Below are 21,656 nucleotides of genomic sequence, written 5' to 3'. Positions count from 1 at the left end.
GACGGCGCCGCTCCGCTCGATCAAGCGGGCCCGGACTTCTCGCTCGGTACGGCGGCCCGCGCGCTGTGGGTGAAGCCGCCCGCTTCCTGCTGTGTGAGCGAGCTCGAAAACGGATGCCGCTCCAGCTGTTTCACGCACCGGTCGATATCGGCCAGCAGCAGATCGGCCAGGTCGACGGTGAAGCCGTGCCGGATCACCGCGCGCATGATCGTCTCGTCCTCCCGGCCCGCGGGCAGCGGATAGGCGGCGATCAGCCAGCCGCGGCTGCGCAGCCGATCCGACAGGTCGTACAGGTTGAATCCGGGATCACCGGTCAGCCGCCACGCCACCGCGGTGATGCCCCGGTGCGGATTGCCGTCGTGGATCAGCTCGAACGGCCCGAGCTCGCTCAGGCCCGCCGCCAGCTGCTTGGCCGCGCGATAGATGGCCGACTGCACGCGGGTGTATCCGGCCCGGCCCAGGCGAATGAACTCGTAGTACTGCGTGATCGCCTGCCCGCCCGGCCGGGAGAAATTCAGATTGAAGGTGCCGATGCTGCCGCCGAGATAGTCCACGTCGAAGACCAATTCGGCGGGCAGGTCGGCCGCCTCGCGCCAGATCGCCCAGCCCACACCGAGGGGCGCCAGGCCGGTCTTGTGCCCCGAGGCGTTGATCGACTTCACCCGCGGCAGCCGGAAATCCCACACCAGATCGGACGCGGTGAACGGGGCGAGGAAGCCGCCGCTCGCCGCGTCGACGTGGATCGGGATATCCAGCCCGCTGGCCTCCTGCAACCGATCCAGCGCGCCACTGATCGCCGCTACATCCTCGAACAGCCCGGTGAAGGTCTGGCCGAAGGTGGGCACCACCATGATGGTTCGCTCGTCGCAGTAGGCGGCCACGTCGTCCGGATGCATGGTCAGCCGATCCCCGCGCAGCGGAATCTGCCGGATCTCGACGTCGAAATACCGCGCGAACTTCTCCCAGCAGACCTGCACCGGTCCGCACACGAAATTGGGTGTGCCGGTGCCGCCGCGCTGCCGCCAGCGGAACTTGGCGGCGAGGCCGCCGAGCATCGCCGCCTCGCTGGACCCGGTGGTCGAGGTGCCGTGTGTACCGGCCGGATCGGGGGAGTGCCACAGGTCGGCGATCATCCGGACGCAACGCCGCTCGAGCTCGGCGGTCTGCGGGTACTCGTCCTTGTCCACGATGTTCTTGTCCAGTGACTCGACCATCACCCTGCGCGCCTGTTCGTCCACCCAGGTGGTGCAGAAGGTGGCCAGATTCATCCGGGAGACGCCGTCGAACATGAGTTCGTCGTGCACGATCTCGTAGGCGACCTCGGCGAAGAGTTCGCCCTGCGGGAACCCGCCTTTGGGCGCGACCCGGCTCATGCCGGGCAGGGCGAACAGGTCGTCGGGGTCTGCGCTTGGGGACATGGGATTACCTCCGCAGTGTCGGCTCGCGTGCTGGCGTCACCCCACACAACCACACCGGCCCGGTCCGGCCCGCGGAAGCCGGGCGACACGAACTGCTCGGTCGACTAGATTTCCACCGTTGTGCTGGACGGTTCGTGCCAGAGTGGATCAGCGGCGGGGGCGCCGCGCGACGACGAAGAAGTGAGGCGCTGGCAATGACCGACGATTCTCGCACCGCAGAGCTGCGCGCGAAGGTGGCCGCACTCATGCCGCAGGCGAAAACCGATCTGACGCAGCTTGTTTCGTTCAAGTCGGTGGCCGATCCACGGCAGTTCCCGCCCGCCGAGTGCGAGCGGGCCGCGCAGTGGGTGGCCGACGCGTTCGTCGCGGCCGGGCTGACCAGGGCGGGCCTGCACGAGACGCCGGACGGCAGCAAGGCCGTCATCGCCGCCCGGCCCGCGCCGCCCGGTGCGCCGACGGTGCTGCTGTACTGCCACTACGACGTGCAGCCGCCGCTGGACAGCGGCGCCTGGCGCACACCGGTCTGGGAGCTGACCGAGAAGAACGGCCGCTGGTACGGCCGCGGCGCGGCGGACTGCAAGGGCAACATCGTCATGCACCTGACCGCGTTGCGCGCGCTGGGCCCCGACCTGCCGCTCGGGGTCATGGTGGTCGCCGAGGGCTCCGAGGAGCAGGGCACCGGCGGGCTGGAGCGGTTCGTCGAGGCCAATCCGGACCTGCTGCGGGCGGACGCGATCGTGATCGGTGACTGCGGCAACTTCGCCGCGGGCGTGCCCACGCTGACCGAGACGTTGCGCGGCAGCGTGAATGTCGTGGTCACCGTGGAAACCCTGGCCGGCCCTTTGCATTCCGGCATGTTCGGCGGTCCGTCGCCGGACGCGCTGGCCGCGCTGATCCAGCTGCTGGCCACGCTGCGCGACGAGCACGGCAACACCACGGTGGCCGGGCTGCCCAATGATCAGCGCTGGTCCGGCGTGCAGTACCCGGAGGACCAGTTCCGCGTCGACGCGGGCGTGCTGCGCGGCGTCGAGCTGGTCGGCGACGGCACGGTCGCCGACATGCTCTGGGCGCGACCGGCTTTGACGGTGCTCGGCATCGACGCCCCGCCGGTGGTCGGCTCCACCGGCGCCGTCCAGCCCTCGGCGCGGGCCCGCTTGAATCTGCGCATCCCGCCGGGCACCGATCCGGAGCAGGCGCACAAGGCTCTCGTCGCGCACCTCGAGGCGAACACCCCGTGGAACGCTCAGCTCACCATCGAACTGGAAGGCATCGGCGCGGCGTTCCGCTCCGGCAACGGCGGTCCGGCGCGCGAGGCGATGGAGGCGGCGCTGGCCGCCGCCTACGGCCGCGCCGCGACCACACAGGGACAGGGCGGATCGATCCCGCTGTGCAATGTCTTCGCCGACACCTACCCCGACGCCGAGATCATGCTGCTCGGCGTCGAGGAACCGACGTGCCTGATCCACGCCCCGAACGAGAGCGTGGATCCGTCGGAGATCGAGCGGATGGCGCTGGCCGAGGCGCTGTTCCTGCTGACCTACGCCGAGCGGTCCGGCTAGGGCGCCGAGCCGGGAGACCTAGAACTCGCGCTGGTCTTCCGGTTCCACCACGGTGAATTCCGTGCCGGCCGGGCCCATTTCGGCGAACCGGCCGAAGTAGACGCCCTGCGCGGCCTGTTCGATGATGCCGTAGTGGATGGGCAGCGCGGTGCGTGGCGCGACCGCGCGCAGGTAGTCCACCGCCTCGCTGATCCGCATCCACGGCGCGGCGGCGGGCAGCGCGAGCACCCCGACCGGCACCGGCGGCACCCACAGCGAGTCGCCGGGGTGCACGAGTTCCGCCGGATCGTCGGCGGTGCCCAGCTGGAACACGGTGTTGTCGACTACCGGTATCTCCGGGTGGATCACCGCGTGCCTGCCGCCGCCCCCGGTGATCTGGAGCTCGCCCAGGGTGAGCACGTTGCCCGCGTGCACCGCCTCCCACTTCTCTCCGCGCTGCTGCGCGGTCTGCGGGTCGGACAGCAGCCGGGCGCCGGGATTCGCGTCGACCAGTGCCTCGATTCGGTTCGGATCGATGTGGTCCGGATGCTGGTGGGTGATCGCGATCGCGTCCAGGTCGGTGAGGCCCTCGAAGCCGTGCGAGAAGACGCCCGGATCGAAGAGCACCTTCTTTCCGTGCAGCTCGACGAGCAGACAGGAGTGGCCGAAGTGAGCTATGCGCATTCCGCCATGCTATTGCGCCACCCGGAGTCGGGCACGCCTGCCGAAACAACTACGCTGCTCAGGTAACCCCCCACCACCACATGAGGAGCAACGCGTGGCACGAGTCGTGGTCGAGGTGATGCCGAAGGCCGAGATCCTGGACCCCCAGGGACAGGCCATCGTCGGTGCGCTCCCGCGCCTGGGATTCGAGGGCATCTCGGATGTACGGCAGGGCAAGCGATTCGAACTCGATGTCGACGACAGTGTCGGTGACGCCGAGCTCGAGCAGATCGCGGAGGCGTTGCTGTGCAACACCGTGATCGAAGAGTGGAAAGTCACGCGGCTGTCATGACCGCGCGCATCGGAGTCATCACGTTTCCGGGCACGCTCGATGATGTCGACGCGGCCCGCGCGGTGCGCCTGGCCGGTGCCGAGGCCGTGAGCCTATGGCACGCGGACGCCGCTCTGAAGAATGTCGACGCGGTGATCGTGCCCGGCGGTTTCTCCTACGGTGACTACCTGCGCGCGGGCGCCATCGCCCGGTTCGCGCCGGTGATGGGCGAGGTGGTGCGTGCGGCCGAGACCGGCCTGCCGGTGCTCGGCATCTGCAACGGTTTCCAGGTGCTGTGCGAGGCCGGTCTGCTGCCCGGCGCGCTGACCCGCAACGAGGGTCTGCACTTCATCTGCCGGGACGAATGGCTGCGGGTGGAATCGGCGTCGACGCTGTGGACCTCGCGCTACGAGGCCGGTGCCCAGATCCTGGTCCCGTTGAAGTCCGGCGAGGGCCGCTTCCAGGCCTCGGCCGCCGTCCTGGACGAGCTGGAGGGTGAGGGCCGGGTGGTCTTCCGCTACGCCGGCGACAACCCGAACGGTTCGCAGCGGGGCATCGCGGGCATCGCCTCGGCCGACGGCCGCATCGTCGGCCTGATGCCGCACCCGGAACACGCCACCGAGGCACTGACCGGCCCGAGCGACGACGGCCTCGGCCTGTTCCTCTCGGTGCTGGACACCCTGGTCTCCGCGTAACCACCACGAGCCGCACACTTTTCGATCCACCGCGCCGTCGCGCGCGGGAGGGCGAAAAGGGTGCGGCCTAGGTGATTCGGGCGACTATGTCGAACCGGACGCCGTTCGCCCGGGCGATGTAGCCGTGCTGGATGGCCTGATTGCCCTGGAACGCGCGCTGCCCACCGGGGGTGTCCAGCAGCACGCCGTGGTCGATCGCGCCCAGCACGTCGGGCACCCGCAGCGAGCCCACCGCGTGGGCCAGCCCGGCCAGCGTGTGGATCGCCTCGTAGGTCATATTGCTGAAACTGGTCAGCGCGGGCGCGAATTCGCCGTGCAGCTTGCGATAGCGGTCGACCCGATCCCGCCCGTCCGAGCTGTGCTCGTCGATGAAGAAACTCGAGGCGACATAGAAGTTGTGATTGGCGCTCGCGCCGCCGGCCAGTAACACGTTCTCGTCGGCCGCGGGGCTGATCCGCAGCTGGTCGGCCGCCCGTCCGGTCGCGGCGAACTGCCGGTTGAATCGGGACACATCCGCGCCGACCATCAGGATCACCACGCCGTCGGCCTTATCCAGGGCCGGGTGGGACAGGAAGTCGCCGAAATCGGGCGCGCCGAGCGGGACGAATCGCTCGAGCACCACGTCACCGGGGTCGGCCAGGCTGTTGCGGATGGCCTTGGCCGACTCGCGCGGCCAGATGTAGTCGTTGCCGATGATGGCCCAGCGGCGAATACCGTGCTCGCGGGCGAGCCAGTGCAAAGCGGGCAACGTCTGCCCGGCCGGGTGCTCGCCGAGCATCAGGACGCCGGGTAGTTCGTCCGGTAGGCCCTCGTGTCCGGTGGCGAATAAATAGGGCACCCGGCTGTCGGCCGCCTTGGCCACCACCCGGCGCACCGCGGAGGTGTGCCACCCGGTGATCGCGTCCACCATGCCGGTGGCGAGGAGCGCGGAAACCTCGCTCGCCACCTCGTGCGGCGGGCGGCCGCCATCGATATTCGTAGTACGAATTTCGCGACCGAGAATTCCTGTGCCCCGGTTGATTTCGTCGACGGCAAGCGAAATCGCCGCGTCGCAGGAGGGGGCTACGATACCGCCAGGTCCCTGCATCGGGACTATGTTCAGGATCTCGATAGTGCCCTCTGGGCTCTCGCCGAACGCCGGCATTCGGTACTCTTCTTCTCGTTAGAGCGAAATTCATGGCAGGCAGGAATAACAATGACGACCATTGTAAGCGGATATTCGACGCTGCATGGTGCGCTGCGTGCCGCGGAACGCGGTTGGCTGCGTCACTTGGACGCCGCACTGTGTGCCAGGCAGCTGACACCCGACCAGTGGTCGATGTTGTCGAATCTCTCCAGTGAGACCGGCATCACCATGAGCGAGCTGGCGGCCAGGTCGCAGCTAGCTCCGTCCTCGGCCACCAGGCACGCGGACTACCTGGCCGAGCGCGGTTTGATCTTCCGGCTGGCGGCGCAGGACGACCGCCGGCGGATCCTGATCGGGCTGAGCCGGCTCGGCGCCGAACTCGTCGCCTCGGTGCGCGCCGAGGAGGCTCGGGCGGAACAGGAACTGCGGTCCCGGATCGGCGCGCGCCGGTACGCGGAACTGATGCGTTTACTGGAACTTGTTTCCGCGAACCCGGAGTAGCACGGATTCGCCGGACAAATGTCCCGAAAGTCCGATCTGTCGGTGATCGATGGATCGGACTGTTCGTTCTTTAATTCCGCGTGGAATTGACTGATCTTGAACTGTGCGGCAGATCAGAAGCGTAAATCTTTCTGATAGTGCGCGGTGATCGCGCGCGGCGTCCCGCCGGCGCGGTTCGTTCCGCTGATCCCGCGGTCTGTTCCGATGTCCAGCGGTTCGTTCCGGGACCCCATTGTCGGCCGTCGGACAAATCTGTTCGTTCCTGCGCTTTTGCGTATTGCGCGGGATAGATGGTATGGGGGCGTCCGCTGGGGGCCGCGTTCGATGGATTTGCTTGCGCCGGTTGAGCATTCGGCTGGTCGGACGATCGTCCAATTCGATTATTGAGCATTGGCGTCCAATTAAATTCGCCGCCCACAACGGGGGTGCCCCGGTCAATTTCCCGACACGCCGGGTCGGATTGCCCTTTGTTCCTTGACAGTTGGCATGATCACCAACGCTAAGTCATCCATGGATCGACCTACTATCAGGAGGAACAATGCTGCTCCCCGTGGTCGGAAGTATGGCCGGCGCCGCTGTTGCCGCGCTGACCGTGATTCTCGGCATCATCATCGCGGTCATCTAGTTTCCCGCTGACCGAGTTCGTCAAAAGCCTCCGATGTGAGGCAATGTCGGCTACTTTCTGATACGTCGAGGAAGTCGACAGTCTGAAATCGACAGCGACAAGCCGTCGCTGATCGATCCAATGGTTCGACCTACTATCAGGAGGAACAATGCTGCTCCCCGTCGTTGGAAGTATGGCCGGTGCCGCTGTTGCCGCTCTGACCGTGATTCTCGGCATTATCATCGCGGTCATCTAGCTTTCTGAGCTGATCGTGTTCGAGGTGCCGTCTCCGGTATGAGATGGCATCTGGCCGATTTTTCTATCGGCCGGGAATGATCTACAGTCTTCAATCGGCAGTTCGCGTGCACGCCGCTGCTCGATCAATTGATCAACCGACAAACAGGAGAAAAAATGCTGCTCCCCGGTGTTGGTAGTTTCCTCGGTGCTGCTGTCGCGGCCCTCGGCGTGATTCTGGCGATCATCATCGCCGTCGTCTAAATCGGTCGACTTCGGTCAACTGAGTTCTGCGTGCCTCCACGGTGAGGCGAAAACCTCGGCCTAGTTTCCGAGGTCGAGGCAGTGAGACACACTGATCACCAAGCTCGACCGACAAACAGGAGGAACTGTGCTTCTGCCCGGTGTTGGTAGTTTTCTGGGTGCTGCCGTTGCGGCCCTCGGCGTGATCCTCGCGATCATCATCGCCGTCGTCTAGCTAGAACCTCTCCGGCCTGCTGCGATCGAGATCGTGTCGGATACTCCGCGATATCGAGCGTCCAACTGGCAGTCTCCGCGCCGGCCGAGATCATGAACGCCTCCCGAGTGAGGTTGTTCGACATTCACCAGCCATACCTTGGCAATGCTGACCACTGCGCGTCGCAGTGGGTCAATCCATAAACAGGAGGAAGAATGCTGCTCCCCGGTGTTGGTAGTTTTCTGGGCGCTGCTGTCGCGGCCCTCGGTGTGATTCTGGCGATCATCATCGCGGTCGTCTAGTTTTGCACCCGCCCGGCTGGGCCCCTGCCTAGCCGGACAGCTCGAGATCGTGCCGGACGCACTGCAGGCGTCCGGCATGTCTCGTTTTCCGGATAGCCCTGTCGTGAATTGAACGGCACCAATGCATCGCCTTCGCGTCTGCGTGGCCGACTCTTGATGTAGTAGCTCGGAGAACCCGCCCGCGCGCACCCGGGGAACGGTCGCGGATCCGCGCCTCTCGGTCACCTCGAAAACGCCTTGTCGCACTACCGGGTAATGGTGCCCGTCTACGTACCCGCCTGCCCCGCACGGCAACTCGCACCGTAACGCACAAGGAGGACCGGGCGGCCGCTGTGCGCGGGCTTTACCCGGTCCTCCAGGACCGTCCTAACAGCTGGTCAGTACCCGATCAGGCAGGCAGGCCCATACCACGCGCGAGCACCGGCCAGGACGCCTTCAGCTCGTCCTGCCAGTAGCCCCACGAGTGCGTGCCGGAATCGCGCAGCGCGTAGGTCGCCGGGATGCCGAGTTCGTTCAGCCGCGTCCGCAGATTCTGCGCGCAATTGTTGGTGGCCGCCTCGATCATGCCGCCGATGATGATCTGATTCGCCAGCCCGCTCACGCCCGGCTGGGTATGCGGGCCGTCCAGGGTGTCGTACCGGCCCGGCAGGCCATTGCCCGAGGAGATGTACAGATCCGTGCCGCGCAGACCCTCGGCGTTGACATACGGATCATTGGCGAGCCATTCCGGCGATCCGGTCGGCCCCCACATGTTCTCGTGGTTGGCATTGCCATATCCGTCGACCACGAATTTCACGAACCGGGATCCGAGCGGATCGCTGGTCTGGGCGCAACCGCTGTACGCCGCGGCGGCTTTGTAGAGACCGGGCTTGGCGATCGGCAGGGCGAGCACCGTGGTGGCCGAGGTGGAGATGCCCGCGATGGAATTCACGCCGTTGGTGCCGAGGGCCGCGTCGATCAGCGGCGGCAGTTCCTCGGTCAGATAGGTCTTCCACTTGTTGCGCCCGAGTACCGGGTCATCCTTGATCCAGTCGGTGTAATAACTGAACATGCCGCCGATCGGCAACACCAGGTTCACGTTTTTGTCCGCCATGAACTCGCGGGCGTCGCTTTGCGCCTGCCAGGAGGCGATGTCGATCCCCCCGCCCGCGCCGCTCAGCAGATACAGCGCGGGGCGCGGTACCGAAGTATCGGCGGGCAGTTGGACCTCGACCGGAAACGTCTTGTCCATGGCCGCGGAATAAACCTGAAGTCGGATATTGCGATCGTCCATGGACTCTGTGCCGGTTATCCGGGAACCGTCCGGAGAACTGATCGAGGTGTTCACGAGTTTCGCATCGGCGCTCGGATCGGCCGCGGCCGTCGATACGCCCAGTGTGGTCATAGCGCAGGCGATCAGTCCGGACGCCGCGAGGGTGGCTACGGAACGTGATCTGCGGGAGTTGTGCGCTTCTGCGTTTACGCTCCAATTCATAGGACAAGCTTTTAGCACGTCGGAACTACGGTTCGTGCGGCGACACGATGTAATGTCCGAATTACGTAGAACGGCTTACGAACTGGTCGGTTGACATGCGGCGGTATCGGTTGCCGCCATGGGGCGCAACGATGTTCGACGCGCCAACGATCCCTGACCCGTCCGTACGGAAACAATTCGAGCGATTCGCCCATGTCCGGCGGGTAAATGGACCTCGGCGAATCCGGAGTGAACCTGCGCTTACCGGACGTGGCCGGAGGCCCGTGTAATTCCTTGGGTACCATCACCGCCGGGGTATTCAGCCCCGAACATCCGATCGAGCTCTCCGAAGGGTGAATTCATGAAGATGCTCAACCCGCGTTACGCCTTCGCCGCTCTCGCTGTCAGCGGGGTCGCGGCAGGTGCTTCGTTGTTCGGAACGGGAATTGCGTCCGCGGATATGATCGGCGATCTCGCGCCGCTGCTCACCTCGCAGTGCTCCTTCACGCAAATCGACGGCGCGATCCACACGGAGCTGCCGGAGATGGCCGCGCGCCTGGATGCCTCGCCGATGCAGAAGGGCATGCTGAAGATGGCCTACGAGGTCGCGCCGGAAATGCGGGCGAACACGCTGCAGCAGCTGGTCGGCCAGAAGGTGACCAACGGACTGGACCAGGCGCTGGGCGAGAGCCCGGACCTGGGCGCCAAGATGGGCCGGGTCGGCGCGACCTGCGGCACGTACGCCGAGTAGTTCAGCCCCACCAGTAAGTATCGGGCAGCAGCAGGATGACTTAGCGGATGACTTAGCAGGTAGTAGGTGGGCAGGTCGGCGTTCGCGCCTGGCGGGAACGCCACCGGCCCTGCCCTGATCCGCGCCTTCCGCGCCCGGGATCACCGGACCCTAGGATCGCAGCATGCCCGTTTCCACCACTGCTGCCACGGCCACCGGGTTGTGCGCGTTCATCGATGAGTCGCCCTCGCCCTTCCACGTCTGCCGCACGCTGGCCGCCGAACTGGACGCCAACGGTTTCACCCGGCTCGACGAATCGGCGCCGTGGCCTGCGGACGCTCCGAGCAAGCACTACGTGGTGCGCGGCGCCTCGCTGATCGCGTGGGCGACGGCGGACGCGGCGGGAGTGCGCCCGTTCCGGGTGGTCGGTGCGCACACCGACAGCCCGAATCTGCGGGTCAAGCAGCATCCCGATCTGACCTCGGCCGGCTGGCAGCTGGTCGGCCTGGAGCCGTACGGCGGCGCGTGGCTCAATTCCTGGCTGGATCGCGAGCTCGGCATCTCCGGCCGGCTCAGCGTGCGGGATGGAAACACCGTGCGGGAGAAGCTGGTTCGCATCGACGAACCGATCCTGCGGGTGCCGCAGCTGGCCATTCATCTGTCCGACGACCGCAAGGGCGTCACGCTGGATCCGCAGCGCCATGTCAACGCGGTGTGGGGCGTCGGCCGCGAGCCGCGCTCGTTCCTCGCCTTCGTCGCCGAGCACGCGCAGGTCGATCCGGCCGCGCTGCTGGGCTGGGAACTGATGACGCACGACCTGGCGCCGAGCCGGGTCATCGGCCGCGACCAGGATCTGGTCAGCGCGCCCCGGCTGGACAACCAGGGCACCTGTTACGCGGGCTTGCAGGCCTTCCTGGCCGCGAGTGCGGAACCGGGCGCGGCCATTCCGGTGTTCGCCACGTTCGACCATGAGGAGGTCGGCAGCCAGTCCGATCGCGGCGCCCAGTCCGATCTGCTGCCCGCCGTGCTGGAGCGCATCGTGCTGTCCCGCGGCGGCGACCGGTCCGAATTCTTTGCGGCGCTTGCCGGTTCGGTCTGCGCCTCCGGCGACATGGCGCACGCGACGCACCCCAACTACGCCGAGCGGCACGAGCCCGCGCACCGGATCGAGGTGAACGGCGGTCCGGTGCTCAAGGTCAACCAGAACCTGCGCTACGCCACCGACGCCGTCGGCGCGGGCGCGTTCGCGCTGGCCTGCGCGCAGGCGGGAGTTCCGTTGCAGCGCTACGTGCATCGCGCGGATCTGCCGTGCGGTTCGACCATCGGCCCGATGACGGCCGCGGGCACCGGCATGACCACGGTCGACGTTGGCGCGGCCCAGCTGGCCATGCATTCGGCCCGCGAGATGATGGGCGCCGCCGACGTCGCGGCCTATGCCGCGGCGCTGGCCGCTTTCCTCACACCTGTCGTCACCGGGTGATAGGTCGCCACCGCGATGACGAACACCGCGAGGGTGGCGATGACGTAACTGCTGCCGATGAGCTGCTGCCACCAGGCCCAGCCGAGTTCCTTGTCCTCGGAGTGCGGCAGCAGCCACTGCGGCCCGATGATGAACATGATGGTCAGCAGGCCGACCGAGCCGAGGAACAGCGGGCTGCGCCGGCCGCGCACGATCGCGTCCGCGGTCACCACCAGCGCGGGCGCGATCCACACCCAGTGGTGCGACCAGGAGACCGGCGAAACCAGCAGCACCGCCGCGGCATTCACCAGCAGCGCGGCCACGTTCGCGCCCGCCTCGATCAGCCTGCGCATCCAGATCGCGGCCAGCCCGATCGCCACCAGTGACAGCGCGATCCACAGCACGGTGGCCACCGAGTCGGCCACGCCGAGCCGGAAGGTCAGGCCTTTGATCGACTGGTTGCCGGCGAAGTACGGCGGCCCGATCCGGCCGGTGTCGGCCAGGGTGTGGAACCAGTACTCGGCCGAATCGCTCGGGAACAGCAGGAATCCCAGACCCACCGCGCCGATCGCGGAGACGATCAGCGTGCCCGCCGCCTTCCAGTCTTTGCGCAGCAGGAAGTACAGCAGGTACCCGCCGGGGATCAGCTTCACCGACACCGCGATGCCGATCAGCATGCCGCGCGGCCAGAATGGCTTGCGCACCAAGCAGTCCAGCGTGATGGCGGCCATCAGCACCAGGTTGATCTGGCCGAAACCAAAGGTCTGGCGCAGCGGCTCGAACGTCTGCAGCAGCGCGACCGCGCCGATCACGATCGTCACGACGGTGACCCGCGGCAGTTCGGGCCGGATCCGCGCGAGCACCACCCACAGCGTGGCGCCGAGGCTGGCCAGCGAGGTCACCAGCACCAGCACCTCGGCCACCGGCAGCGGGATCAGCGCGAGCGGCGCGAAGAACAGCGCGGCCAGCGGGGGATAGGTGAACGGCAGTCCGATGCCCGCGACCGGCGGCATCGGCCCGTACAGCTCGCCGTCGTCCAGCCAGACCCGGGCGCCGTTGCGGTACACCTGTAGATCGATATAGCCGGACCACCAGTGGACCGCCAGCGAAAGCACCGCCGACACGGCGAACAGGCCGATCGCGGCCAGCAGCCAGCGCAGTTGCTCGCGCGAGAGCGGAACGCGCCCGGCCGCGGCCGGTTCGGCGGCCGCGCCGCCGGTCAGGTTCTTCGAGGCAACCGGCTCAGCGGAATCCGCAACCCCCGATCGTTCGTTCACGGGCCCAGGGTATCTGTGACCGGTGGTGTGACCCGCGTCGGCGCGCGCGGTCCCGGGTGCGGCATGTGAGCCGGCGCACAGGAATCCGGCGAACCGGGCGGGATGCCGATGCGCCACGCTGCCCACCGAGGGCCACGGCTAAACTTCCAGGCGAATCCCCAGCTTCGCGCTCCGGCCCGAAAGGACCCAGGTACCCCGTGACTTCGCAGGTCGACACCGTCAGCGCAGCCGCAGCAACTCCCGACGTGCCGCAACCCTATAAAGAGCTGGGTCTGAAGGACGACGAGTACGCCCGCATCAAGGACATTCTCGGCCGCAGGCCGACCGACGCCGAGCTGGCGATGTACTCGGTGATGTGGAGCGAGCACTGCTCGTACAAGTCGTCGAAGGTGCACCTGCGCTACTTCGGCCAGACCACCACCGAGGAGATGCGCTCCTCGATGCTGGCCGGCATCGGCGAGAACGCGGGCGTGGTCGACATCGGCGACGGCTGGGCCGTGACCTTCAAGGTGGAGAGCCACAATCATCCGTCCTACGTGGAGCCGTACCAGGGCGCGGCGACCGGTGTCGGCGGTATCGTGCGCGACATCATGGCGATGGGCGCCCGGCCGATCGCGGTGATGGATCAGCTGCGCTTCGGCGCGGCGGACGCGGCCGACACCCGGCGTGTGGTCGACGGCGTGGTGCGCGGCGTCGGCGGTTACGGCAACTCGCTCGGCCTGCCGAACATCGGCGGCGAGACCGTGTTCGACCCGTCCTACCAAGGCAATCCGCTGGTGAACGCGCTGTGCGCGGGCGTGATGCGGGTCGAGGACCTGCACCTGGCCTTCGCCTCCGGCACCGGCAACAAGATCATTCTGTTCGGCGCGCGCACCGGCCTGGACGGCATCGGCGGCGTCTCCGTGCTGGCCTCGGACACCTTCTCCGGGGACGAGTCCGGCACCGGCCGCAAGAAGCTGCCGAGCGTGCAGGTCGGCGACCCGTTCACCGAGAAGGTGCTCATCGAGTGCTGTCTCGAGCTGTACGCGGCCAAGCTGGTGGTCGGCATCCAGGACCTCGGCGGGGCCGGGTTGTCCTGTGCCACTTCCGAACTCGCGGCCGCGGGCGACGGCGGCATGCACATCGACCTGGAGAAGGTGCCGATGCGCGCCACCGGGATGAACCCGGCCGAGGTGCTCTCCAGCGAATCGCAGGAGCGCATGTGCGCGGTGGTCACGCCGGAGAACGTGGACGCGTTCATGGCGGTGTGCCGCAAGTGGGACACCCTGGCCACGGTGATCGGCGAGGTCACCGACGGTGACCGCCTGGTCATCACCTGGCACGGCGAAACCGTGGTCGACGTGCCGCCGCGCACCGTCGCGCACGAGGGCCCGGTGTACGAGCGCCCAGTGCGGCGTCCGGACGAGCAGGACGCGCTGATCGCGGACAGCACCGACAAGCTGACCCGGCCGAAGACCGGCGACGAACTGCGCGCGACGCTGTTGCAGATGCTGGCCAGCCCGCAGCTGTGCAGCCGCAAGTGGATCACCGAGCAGTACGACCGCTACGTGCGCGGTAACACCGTGCTCGCCGAGCACGCGGACGCGGGCGTCATCCGGATCGACGAGGAGACCGGCCTCGGCATCGCCCTGGCCACCGACGCGTCCGGCCGCTACACCAAGCTGGACCCGTACACCGGCGCGCAGCTCGCGCTGGCCGAGGCCTACCGCAACGTGGCCACCACCGGCGCCACCCCGAAGGCGGTCACCAACTGCCTCAACTTCGGTTCGCCGGAGGACCCGGGCGTGATGTGGCAGTTCCAGCAGGCCGTGCGCGGCCTCGCGGACGGCTGTGTGGCGCTTGGTATTCCGGTCACCGGCGGCAACGTCAGCTTCTACAACCAGACCGGCCAGACCGCGATCCTTCCGACCCCGGTGGTCGGCGTGCTCGGCGTGATCGACGACGTGCACCGGCGCATCCCGACCGGCCTCGGCCTGGAGCCGGGGGAGACGCTGATCCTGCTCGGCGACACCCGGGACGAATTCGGCGGCTCCATCTGGTCGCAGGTCGTGCACGATCACCTCGGTGGCGTGCCGCCGGTGGTCGACTTCGCTCGCGAGCAGTTGCTGGCCGAGGTGCTCACCGCGGGCTCGCGCGACGGCATGATCAGTGCCGCGCACGACCTGTCCGAGGGCGGCCTGATCCAGACCGTGGTCGAGGCCGCGCTGGCCGGCGAAACCGGTTGCCGGGTCCTGCTGCCCGAGGACGCCGACCCGTTCGTCACGCTGTTCTCCGAGTCGGCGGGGCGGGTGCTGGTCGCGGTGCCGCGTTCGGAGGAGACCCGGTTCACCAAGATGTGCACCGCCCGCGGTCTGCCGTGGACGCGCATCGGCGTGGTCGACCAGGGCACGGATTCCATTGAGGTACAAGGACAGTTCTCCGTCCCCATGGACGAGCTGCGGGCCGCGCACGAGGGCACGCTGCCGAAGTTGTTCGGGGCAAGCGCGATCTGATGCATTCCCGCCTCTCCGCGTATTCAGGCCAGATCTAGGTGCGGGCGGCGCAGCGTTGGCGTCCGGCGGCCGGGAGCTGGCTGAGTCGGCCGGTACCCGGTGAGTTACCCATGTTCGTGCGAAATCAGTTGTCGGGTTCGCCTTTCGGGGTGGCGGTTGCCACGCTGTTCTTCTCGTTGTCGCTGACGCCGTCGCTGCTGCCCCGGGATTGGCTGTTCGAGGGGCTCATCGGCGGGGTCAACGCGGCCATCGGGTACGGCGTCGGCTGCCTGCTGGAATGGGCGTGGCGCAGCTGGGTCCGGCCGCGGCTACCCGCCTCCGTGACAAAGTTTTTCGCCGATCTGCCCACCTGGGTGCCCGGTGCGGTCAAGGCGCTGGTGGTGCTCGCCTGCGTGGTCGTCGCGATCGTGATGCTGATCCAGTCGGCGCGCTGGCAGCGCGAGATCACCGAGCTGATGGGCATGGACGACACGACGACCACCGGCTTCCTACGCACCGGTGCGCTCAGCGCGGCGGTGATCGCACTGGTGATCGGGGTGTTCCGCGCCGTGCGGTGGCTGGTGCGCTGGGTGGCCGGTGAGCTGACCGAGCGGGTGCACATTCCGCGAAAGTTCGCGCTGCCCATCGGGTTTCTGATCGTCACCATCCTCGCGGTCACGCTGTTCAACGGCGTGCTCGCGAAAGCCTTTTTCGCGGCGGCGAATTCGGCGTTCAGCGTGCGCAACAGCCACACCTCGCCCAATGCCGCACAGCCGCAGCTGCCCGAACGTTCCGGCAGCCCGGGTTCATTGGCCAAGTGGGAGACGCTCGGCTCGGAGGGACGCTGGTTCGTCTCGTATGTGCCGACCGCGGACGACATCGCCAGGGTCACCGGTAAACCCGCGCGCGAACCCATCCGGGTCTACACCGGTCTGGAATCGGCGGACGGCCCGGAGGCGCAGGCCGAGCTGGCCGTCGCCGAACTCGAACGCACCGGCGCGTTCGACCGGAAGGCGCTGGTGGTGGTGACCACGACCGGCACCGGCTGGGTCGACTCGACCAGCGCCGAATCCGTCGAGATGATGTACGGCGGGGACACCGCCATCGTCGCCACCCAGTATTCGTATCTGCCCAGTGTGCTGTCGTTCCTCTCGGACAAGGACAAGGCGACGCGGATGGGAAAGCTGGTGTTCGACAAGGTCTATGAGCACTGGTCGGCGCGACCGGCCCAGGCCAGGCCGAAGCTGCTGGTCTACGGCGAGAGCCTCGGTTCGCAGGGTTCGGAGGGCGCGTTCAACGGCCTGGCCGACCTGCGCACCAAGGCCGACGGAGTGCTGTGGGTCGGACCACCGAACTCGAACCGGCTGTGGGGCGAATTCGTCGCCCGCCGCGATCCGGGCTCGCCCGAGGTGTTGCCGACCTACGCGGACGGACTCGTGGTGCGCTTCGCCGACGGCCGCGGCGATCTCTGGCAGCCGTCGAGCACCTGGCTCACGCCGCGCATCGCCTATCTGCAGCACGCGTCCGACCCGGTGGTCTGGTGGTCGCCGGATCTGCTGTTCGACGAGCCGGATTGGCTGCGCGAGCCGCGCGGCTCGGACGTGTCGCCGACCATGGCGTGGTATCCGATCGTCACGTTCTGGCAGGTCGCGGCGGACCTGCCGAACGCGCAGGGCGTCAGCGACGGGCACGGCCATCGCTACGGCACGCTGGTGCTCGACGCCTGGGCCGCACTGGCCGAACCGCCGGATTGGTCCGCGGACCTGTCCGACCGGATCCGGAATTACCTGGAGCAGTCCGCGATTCGGGAACGCTCGCTCAAATGAGTTGGTAGGACGCCTACCTGGACGGACCCGGACCCCTCGCGCACCGAGCCCGCCCAGGCGAGTCAGGCCACGGTGTTGAACGGATCGTGCTCTGCGAGCAGCTTTTCCAACCGTGCCTGATCGATGCGACCGTGCACGGTCGCGGCCTCGTGCTGGTCACGCACCACCTTCGCCAGGGTGAAGGTGCTGGTCACCAGGAACAGCAGCGACATCGCGAGAAACCCGCGCTGCCACATGTCCAGTGGGAGATAGCAGATGCCGGCGCCGACCCCGAAGAAGCTGACGCCGAACGCGATCGCGGCCTGCGCGATGAAGGCCGAAGTGGTTTTCGACTGGGCGTTGGGAGTGCTCATACGCAGAAGTCTGCCGAGCCGCGCAGGCGCGCAACCGTGTACAACTACTCGAGCGGCCTGGGTAGTTGCCGGTCGGCGGTGATCTGTGTCTACGGCACCGCGTGGCGGCCAGGGCATCGCCGCGCCGGCGGTACCGGAACGCCATACTGTTCGGGTGCTCGAGTCCGCCTCCACCCTGACGAAGCTGCGTGCGCGCGGCGTCGTCATCGTGCGGCGCGCCGAGGACATCATCGACCTGAACTATGTCGGGCTGGTCTTCGCGACGGTGTTCTTCGTGCTGTCGGTGACGCCGTCGCTGCTGCCGCGGGACTGGCTGTTCCAGGGGCTGATCAGCGGGATCAACGCCGCGCTCGGTTACGGGGTCGGCTGTGTGCTGGAGTGGCTGTTCCGGCTGTGGGTGCGGCCGCGGCTGACCAAGATCGCGCCGCCGCCGACCTGGGTGCGTTACGCGGTGAAGTCCGCGATCCTGATCACCGCCGCGATCGGCGCGGCGCTGATGCTGGTCCAGTCGGCGCGCTGGCAGCGCGAGATCACCGCGCTGATGGGCATGGAAGGCACCACCACACCCGCCTACCTGCGCACCGGATTGCTGAGTCTGTCCGTGGGCATAACGGTCGTCGCGGTGTACCGGACGGTGCGCGAGATCATCCGGTTCCTCGCCCGCGTGCTCAACAAGTGGGTGCGGGTGCCGCGCGAACTAGCGCCGGCCGCCGGGTTTTTGGTGCTGGTCGTGCTGGTCGTGACCATCTTCAACGGCGTCGCCTCGCGGGCCTTCTTCGCGGTGGCCAACTCGGCGTTCAGCGTGCGCAACGACCACAGCTCGGCGAACGCGATCCAGCCGGTGCAGCCCGAACGTTCCGGCAGTCCGGCCTCGCTGGCCAAGTGGGAGACCCTCGGATACGAAGGGCGCTGGTTCGTTTCGCACGGCCCGACCGCGAGCAAGATCAGCGAGGTGACCGGTGCGCCGGCCCGCGAGCCGATCCGCGCCTATGTCGGTCTGGAATCGGCCAAGGCCGACCAGGAGCCGGCCGAACTGGCCGCCGCGGAACTCGAGCGCACCGGCGCGTTCGACCGGAAGGTGCTGGTCGTGGTCACCACCACCGGCACCGGCTGGGTGAACGGCATGGCGGCCGCCGCGCTAGAGTACATGTACGGCGGTGACAGCGCGATCGTGGCCTCGCAGTATTCGTATCTGCCCAGCGTGCTCTCGTTCCTCGCGGACCGCAGCAAGGCCGCGACCGCGGGCAAGGCGATGTTCGACGCGGTCTACGCGCACTGGAGCGCGCGGCCACCGCAGCAGCGGCCGAAGCTGCTGGTGTACGGGGAGAGCCTGGGCTCGCAGGGTTCCGAGGCGGCCTTCGACGGGCTCGCCGATCTGCGGACCAAGGTGGACGGTGCGCTGTGGGTCGGGCCACCGAACTCGAATCGACTATGGGAGCAGTTCGTTTCCCGGCGCGACCCCGGTTCGCGCGAGGTCGAGCCGGTGTACGCGGACGGGCTGGTCGTGCGATTCGCCTCGGACAGCGCCGATCTCGCGCGACCGTCCACCGAGTGGCGGCCGCCGCGGATCGCCTATCTCCAGCACGCGTCCGATCCGATCGTCTGGTGGTCGACGGATCTCATCTTCTCCCAACCGGATTGGCTGTCCGAGCCGCGCGGCGCGGACGTTTCCTCGCAGATGCGCTGGTGGCCGTTCGTGACCTTCTGGCAGGTCGCCGCCGATCTCACCAATGCGCAGGGCGTCACCGACGGGCACGGGCACCGCTACGGCAGCCTGGTGCTGGACGGGTGGGCGGCGATCGCCGCGCCGCCGGATTGGACCGCGGCGATGTCCGACCGGATCCGGGCGGAGATCGAGGCGGCCGAGGACTTCGAGCGGAAGACCAAATGACCAGAGTTCCGGAAGCTGCTGCCGCCGTGGCTATTCCGTTGACCTGGAGCGACTGGGTGCTGCCGCGGCTCGGGCTCGGCGTGCGCGGCCGGACCGCCGCCAACGCGGCTTTCGCCACCGGCTATGGCGCGGCGTTTCATGGATCGCCGAATTGGTTCTCGGCGAAGGGGTTTCGGTACGGTGCGGTAGCCGCGTCGCTGGTTGCCGCCGGTTACGGTGCGGCGCTGGCGATTCCGTCGGTGCGGAGCAGGTTATCCGAGTTCGGCGATCGCGGGCCGGAGGTATCGCCGGTCGAGTGGATCGTGGTGCATATTCCGGTCGGTACGGTCTACAGCGAAGAGCTGATCTTCCGTGCCACCCTGGACCCTTTGCTGGACAACATATTCGGCACCCGCGCCGGGGCGGTTCTCGGTGCCTTGACCTTCGGCCTCTGGCATGTGCGCCCGGCTCGCGCCGCGGGCGACGGCGTCCCGGTCACGGTTGCCGTGACAGCCGCGGGCGGGGTCGCGCTGGGCTGGCTGCGCCGGCGCACCGAAAGTGCCACCGCCCCGGCCTTGCTCCACCTCGCCCTCAACGTTGGTGGCGCGGTAGCGCCCCGCATTGCCCGGCTCTTCGGCCCGGCCGCGAAGCGGTAATTCCGCCGGGATCGTGCTGACGTCGGTCGGCGCGATTTGCGTTGCCACGCGTCTGAACCCGTCGATCCGGTGCCCTGAAGAGCTGCCGATACCCGTTTGATCAGCGAAGACGTGTGAGTACGCCACGTGCAGTTGCGCACACTGTTCCGTTGTGCGTACATTGTTCGCAATGGGGAACGACGTTCCCATCGATCGGATTCAGAGCAGGAGAAGACCATGTCGAGCAACGTGAACTGGAGCGCCCGGGGCGACTGGAAGGTGCGGGGCGAGTGGGGCGGCGCCGACTCGGCCGGGCGTGCGTTCGCCGTCGCGCGGTGGCAGCAGCGCCTCGACGAACTCCGGGTCGCAAACCAGGTGCCCGGCGCGGCGCTGGCCGTCCTGGTCGACGGCAAGGTCTACGAGATCGCCAGTGGCGTCCTGCATCGGGGCACCGGCGTTCCGGTCAGCACCGACTCGGTGTTCCTGTGCGGCTCGATCGCCAAGGTCTACACCGCCACGATGATCATGCGCCTGGTCGACCAGGGCAAGCTCGAACTGGACACGCCCGTGGTCGACGTGCTGCCCGAGTTCGCCACGCCGGACGCGGACGCCACCGAGGAGATCACGGTCCGCCGGCTGCTCACCCACACCGGCGGCGTGACCAACGACTTCAACTTCGACGGCGGCCGAGGCGACGACTGCCTGGCCGAATATGTCCGTGCGGCAAGGGAAGTCGCGCTGGACTGCAAGCCGGGCACGGCGATGTCCTACGGCGGACTCGGCTACATGGTGCTCGGCCGGGTCATCGAGGTGCTGACCGGCATGACCTGGGACGCGGCGGTGCGGCACCTGCTTGCCGAGCCGCTGGGCCTGGACCGCCTGGTGACGCTGCCGGAGCAGGCGCTGAAGTTCAGTACCGCCATGAGCCACCTCGGCGAACCCGGGCAGCACCCGGATCCGGCCCCGGAATGGGACATCATGCCGCGCGCGGTGGCGCCCGCGGCGCGGGTGATCAGCTCGGCCGGCGATATGGTCCGGTTCGCCCGCATGCACCTCGACGGCGGTCGCGCCGCCGACGGCAGGGCCGTGCTCGCGCCGGAAACCGTTGCGGCGATGCAACATCGGGAGATCGATGTGCCGGACAAGTGGACGGTCAGCGCGGACGGCTGGGGCCTGGGCTGGACCCTCTACGACTGGAACGGCATCAAGGGCTTCGGTCACGACGGCGCGGCGATCGGCCAGTACGCCTACCTGCGGGCCGTCCCCGAAGCCGGAGTAGCGGTCGCCCTGCTCACCAATGGCGGTGGCGCACGCAGGCTTTACGCCGCGCTGTTCGAAGAGCTGCTGGCCGAGCTGGCCGGCGTCGAGATGCCGGAGTCCTTCGCCCCTGCCGACCCGCCGGCTCCGGTGTCCATCGACCCGTTCGTCGGCGTCTACCGCCGGGCCGGTGTGGTCATTACGGTCAGTAAGCGGGACGACGGCTCCGCGCACATGCTGTACGAGTTCGTCGACGACATGAAGGACATGTCCCCGCCGTTGAGCATGGACCTGACCCCGGTCTCGGCAACGGTTTTCGCGGCCGCCGGTGCGGGCCCCTCGTTCAGCGAGGATTACATGCCGGTCGTGTTCGCCACCCTGGGCGACGGCACCGAAGCCTGCTACGTCGGGATGCGTGCCACGCCCAAGCACAACGACTGATCCCTCGAGCAGCCA

General features: G+C 67.7%; 17 protein-coding genes. 11 read left to right on the top strand and 6 right to left on the bottom strand.

Translation table 11 applies throughout. The features are described 5' to 3' along the window. Positions 1-20 precede the first annotated feature (20 nt). Complete coding sequence (locus ACFYO1_RS39575) at positions 21-1,418, bottom strand: glutamate decarboxylase (protein WP_387243369.1); 1,398 nt, start codon at positions 1,416-1,418, stop codon at positions 21-23. 194 nt (positions 1,419-1,612) lie between these two features. Between ACFYO1_RS39575 and ACFYO1_RS39570 the strand changes: the two genes are divergently transcribed. After that, the gene (locus ACFYO1_RS39570) at positions 1,613-2,977 is read left to right on the top strand and encodes a dipeptidase (protein WP_387243365.1); all 1,365 of its coding nucleotides are present in this window, start codon (positions 1,613-1,615) and stop codon (positions 2,975-2,977) included. Between the two features lie 18 nt (positions 2,978-2,995). Here the strand turns inward: ACFYO1_RS39570 and ACFYO1_RS39565 are convergent, their stop codons facing one another. Beyond that, positions 2,996-3,640, bottom strand: coding sequence for an MBL fold metallo-hydrolase (locus ACFYO1_RS39565; RefSeq protein WP_387243363.1), 645 nt, complete (start codon positions 3,638-3,640; stop codon positions 2,996-2,998). 94 nt (positions 3,641-3,734) lie between these two features. On the opposite strand from ACFYO1_RS39565, the gene purS reads away from it, so the two are divergent. Both purS and purQ read left to right on the top strand, forming a co-directional pair. Continuing rightward, positions 3,735-3,971: a phosphoribosylformylglycinamidine synthase subunit PurS gene (gene purS / locus ACFYO1_RS39560; RefSeq protein WP_150403849.1), complete on the top strand. Its 237-nt coding sequence runs from the start codon at positions 3,735-3,737 to the stop codon at positions 3,969-3,971. After that, positions 3,968-4,645 carry a phosphoribosylformylglycinamidine synthase subunit PurQ gene (gene purQ / locus ACFYO1_RS39555; protein ID WP_387243359.1) on the top strand — a complete coding sequence of 226 codons (678 nt, stop codon included), beginning with the start codon at positions 3,968-3,970 and terminating at the stop codon, positions 4,643-4,645. The genes purS and purQ overlap by 4 nt, the downstream gene beginning before the upstream one ends. A gap of 67 nt (positions 4,646-4,712) precedes the next feature. Here the strand turns inward: purQ and ACFYO1_RS39550 are convergent, their stop codons facing one another. Then, positions 4,713-5,789, bottom strand: a complete 1,077-nt coding sequence (locus tag ACFYO1_RS39550; RefSeq protein ID WP_387243357.1) for a substrate-binding domain-containing protein — start codon at positions 5,787-5,789, stop codon at positions 4,713-4,715. 51 nt (positions 5,790-5,840) lie between these two features. On the opposite strand from ACFYO1_RS39550, the gene ACFYO1_RS39545 reads away from it, so the two are divergent. Beyond that, positions 5,841-6,272, top strand: a complete 432-nt coding sequence (locus tag ACFYO1_RS39545; protein ID WP_378720722.1) for a MarR family winged helix-turn-helix transcriptional regulator — start codon at positions 5,841-5,843, stop codon at positions 6,270-6,272. A gap of 1,985 nt (positions 6,273-8,257) precedes the next feature. On the opposite strand, the gene ACFYO1_RS39540 is transcribed toward ACFYO1_RS39545, so the two are convergent. Continuing rightward, positions 8,258-9,253: an alpha/beta hydrolase gene (locus ACFYO1_RS39540; RefSeq protein ID WP_387243353.1), complete on the bottom strand. Its 996-nt coding sequence runs from the start codon at positions 9,251-9,253 to the stop codon at positions 8,258-8,260. Between the two features lie 430 nt (positions 9,254-9,683). On the opposite strand from ACFYO1_RS39540, the gene ACFYO1_RS39535 reads away from it, so the two are divergent. Together ACFYO1_RS39535 and ACFYO1_RS39530 are read left to right on the top strand one after the other, a co-directional pair. After that, positions 9,684-10,073 carry a hemophore-related protein gene (locus tag ACFYO1_RS39535; RefSeq protein WP_387243351.1) on the top strand — a complete coding sequence of 130 codons (390 nt, stop codon included), beginning with the start codon at positions 9,684-9,686 and terminating at the stop codon, positions 10,071-10,073. A 163-nt stretch (positions 10,074-10,236) separates the two neighbouring features. Further along, positions 10,237-11,532 carry a M18 family aminopeptidase gene (locus ACFYO1_RS39530; RefSeq protein ID WP_387243348.1) on the top strand — a complete coding sequence of 432 codons (1,296 nt, stop codon included), beginning with the start codon at positions 10,237-10,239 and terminating at the stop codon, positions 11,530-11,532. Here ACFYO1_RS39530 and ACFYO1_RS39525 read toward each other — a convergent pair. Continuing rightward, complete coding sequence (locus ACFYO1_RS39525) at positions 11,484-12,788, bottom strand: glycosyltransferase 87 family protein (RefSeq protein ID WP_387243345.1); 1,305 nt, start codon at positions 12,786-12,788, stop codon at positions 11,484-11,486. The two genes, ACFYO1_RS39530 and ACFYO1_RS39525, sit on opposite strands and share 49 nt — an antisense overlap. Before the next feature lie 197 nt (positions 12,789-12,985). Here ACFYO1_RS39525 and purL point away from each other — a divergent pair, with 197 nt between their 5' ends. Then, the gene (purL, locus tag ACFYO1_RS39520; RefSeq protein ID WP_387243342.1) at positions 12,986-15,280 is read left to right on the top strand and encodes a phosphoribosylformylglycinamidine synthase subunit PurL; all 2,295 of its coding nucleotides are present in this window, start codon (positions 12,986-12,988) and stop codon (positions 15,278-15,280) included. A gap of 110 nt (positions 15,281-15,390) precedes the next feature. Next, on the top strand, positions 15,391-17,085 hold the full coding sequence (locus ACFYO1_RS39515; RefSeq protein WP_387243339.1) for an alpha/beta hydrolase: 1,695 nt from the start codon (positions 15,391-15,393) through the stop codon (positions 17,083-17,085). 62 nt (positions 17,086-17,147) lie between these two features. Here ACFYO1_RS39515 and ACFYO1_RS39510 read toward each other — a convergent pair whose 3' ends face one another. Then, the gene (locus tag ACFYO1_RS39510) at positions 17,148-17,438 is read right to left on the bottom strand and encodes a YiaA/YiaB family inner membrane protein (RefSeq protein WP_387243336.1); all 291 of its coding nucleotides are present in this window, start codon (positions 17,436-17,438) and stop codon (positions 17,148-17,150) included. A 154-nt stretch (positions 17,439-17,592) separates the two neighbouring features. Between ACFYO1_RS39510 and ACFYO1_RS39505 the strand changes: the two genes are divergently transcribed. The 3 genes from ACFYO1_RS39505 to ACFYO1_RS39495 all read left to right on the top strand — a co-directional run bounded on the left by ACFYO1_RS39505 (position 17,593) and on the right by ACFYO1_RS39495 (position 21,641). Then, positions 17,593-19,329, top strand: coding sequence for an alpha/beta hydrolase (locus ACFYO1_RS39505; protein ID WP_387243333.1), 1,737 nt, complete (start codon positions 17,593-17,595; stop codon positions 19,327-19,329). Next, a complete protein-coding gene (locus ACFYO1_RS39500; protein ID WP_387243330.1) occupies positions 19,326-19,964 on the top strand; it encodes a CPBP family intramembrane glutamic endopeptidase in 639 nt (212 codons plus the stop codon). Before ACFYO1_RS39505 ends, ACFYO1_RS39500 begins: the two co-directional genes overlap by 4 nt. A gap of 216 nt (positions 19,965-20,180) precedes the next feature. Then, positions 20,181-21,641 (top strand): serine hydrolase domain-containing protein, encoded by a 1,461-nt coding sequence (locus ACFYO1_RS39495; RefSeq protein ID WP_387243326.1) that lies wholly within the window; start codon positions 20,181-20,183, stop codon positions 21,639-21,641. Positions 21,642-21,656: the final 15 nt, after the last annotated feature.

The organism is Nocardia sp. NPDC006044 (assembly GCF_042871115.1).
Taxonomy (GTDB): Bacteria; Actinomycetota; Actinomycetes; order Mycobacteriales; family Mycobacteriaceae; genus Nocardia.
The sequence above is the reverse complement of the archived record's forward strand: the minus strand, read 5'-3'. Positions and strand labels throughout refer to the sequence as shown.

What these genes read in the sequence shown, in the direction of transcription:
- ACFYO1_RS39500 (WP_387243330.1), top strand. Translation starts at nt 19,326, where the DNA reads ATGACCAGAGTTCCGGAAGCTGCTGCCGCCGTGGCTATTCCGTTGACC.
- ACFYO1_RS39575 (WP_387243369.1), bottom strand. Translation starts at nt 1,418, where the DNA reads ATGTCCCCAAGCGCAGACCCCGACGACCTGTTCGCCCTGCCCGGCATG.
- ACFYO1_RS39510 (WP_387243336.1), bottom strand. Translation starts at nt 17,438, where the DNA reads ATGAGCACTCCCAACGCCCAGTCGAAAACCACTTCGGCCTTCATCGCG.
- ACFYO1_RS39570 (WP_387243365.1), top strand. Translation starts at nt 1,613, where the DNA reads ATGACCGACGATTCTCGCACCGCAGAGCTGCGCGCGAAGGTGGCCGCA.
- ACFYO1_RS39550 (WP_387243357.1), bottom strand. Translation starts at nt 5,789, where the DNA reads ATGCCGGCGTTCGGCGAGAGCCCAGAGGGCACTATCGAGATCCTGAAC.
- ACFYO1_RS39515 (WP_387243339.1), top strand. Translation starts at nt 15,391, where the DNA reads ATGTTCGTGCGAAATCAGTTGTCGGGTTCGCCTTTCGGGGTGGCGGTT.
- ACFYO1_RS39565 (WP_387243363.1), bottom strand. Translation starts at nt 3,640, where the DNA reads ATGCGCATAGCTCACTTCGGCCACTCCTGTCTGCTCGTCGAGCTGCAC.
- ACFYO1_RS39545 (WP_378720722.1), top strand. Translation starts at nt 5,841, where the DNA reads ATGACGACCATTGTAAGCGGATATTCGACGCTGCATGGTGCGCTGCGT.
- purQ (WP_387243359.1), top strand. Translation starts at nt 3,968, where the DNA reads ATGACCGCGCGCATCGGAGTCATCACGTTTCCGGGCACGCTCGATGAT.
- ACFYO1_RS39535 (WP_387243351.1), top strand. Translation starts at nt 9,684, where the DNA reads ATGAAGATGCTCAACCCGCGTTACGCCTTCGCCGCTCTCGCTGTCAGC.
- ACFYO1_RS39530 (WP_387243348.1), top strand. Translation starts at nt 10,237, where the DNA reads ATGCCCGTTTCCACCACTGCTGCCACGGCCACCGGGTTGTGCGCGTTC.
- ACFYO1_RS39495 (WP_387243326.1), top strand. Translation starts at nt 20,181, where the DNA reads ATGTCGAGCAACGTGAACTGGAGCGCCCGGGGCGACTGGAAGGTGCGG.
- ACFYO1_RS39540 (WP_387243353.1), bottom strand. Translation starts at nt 9,253, where the DNA reads ATGACCACACTGGGCGTATCGACGGCCGCGGCCGATCCGAGCGCCGAT.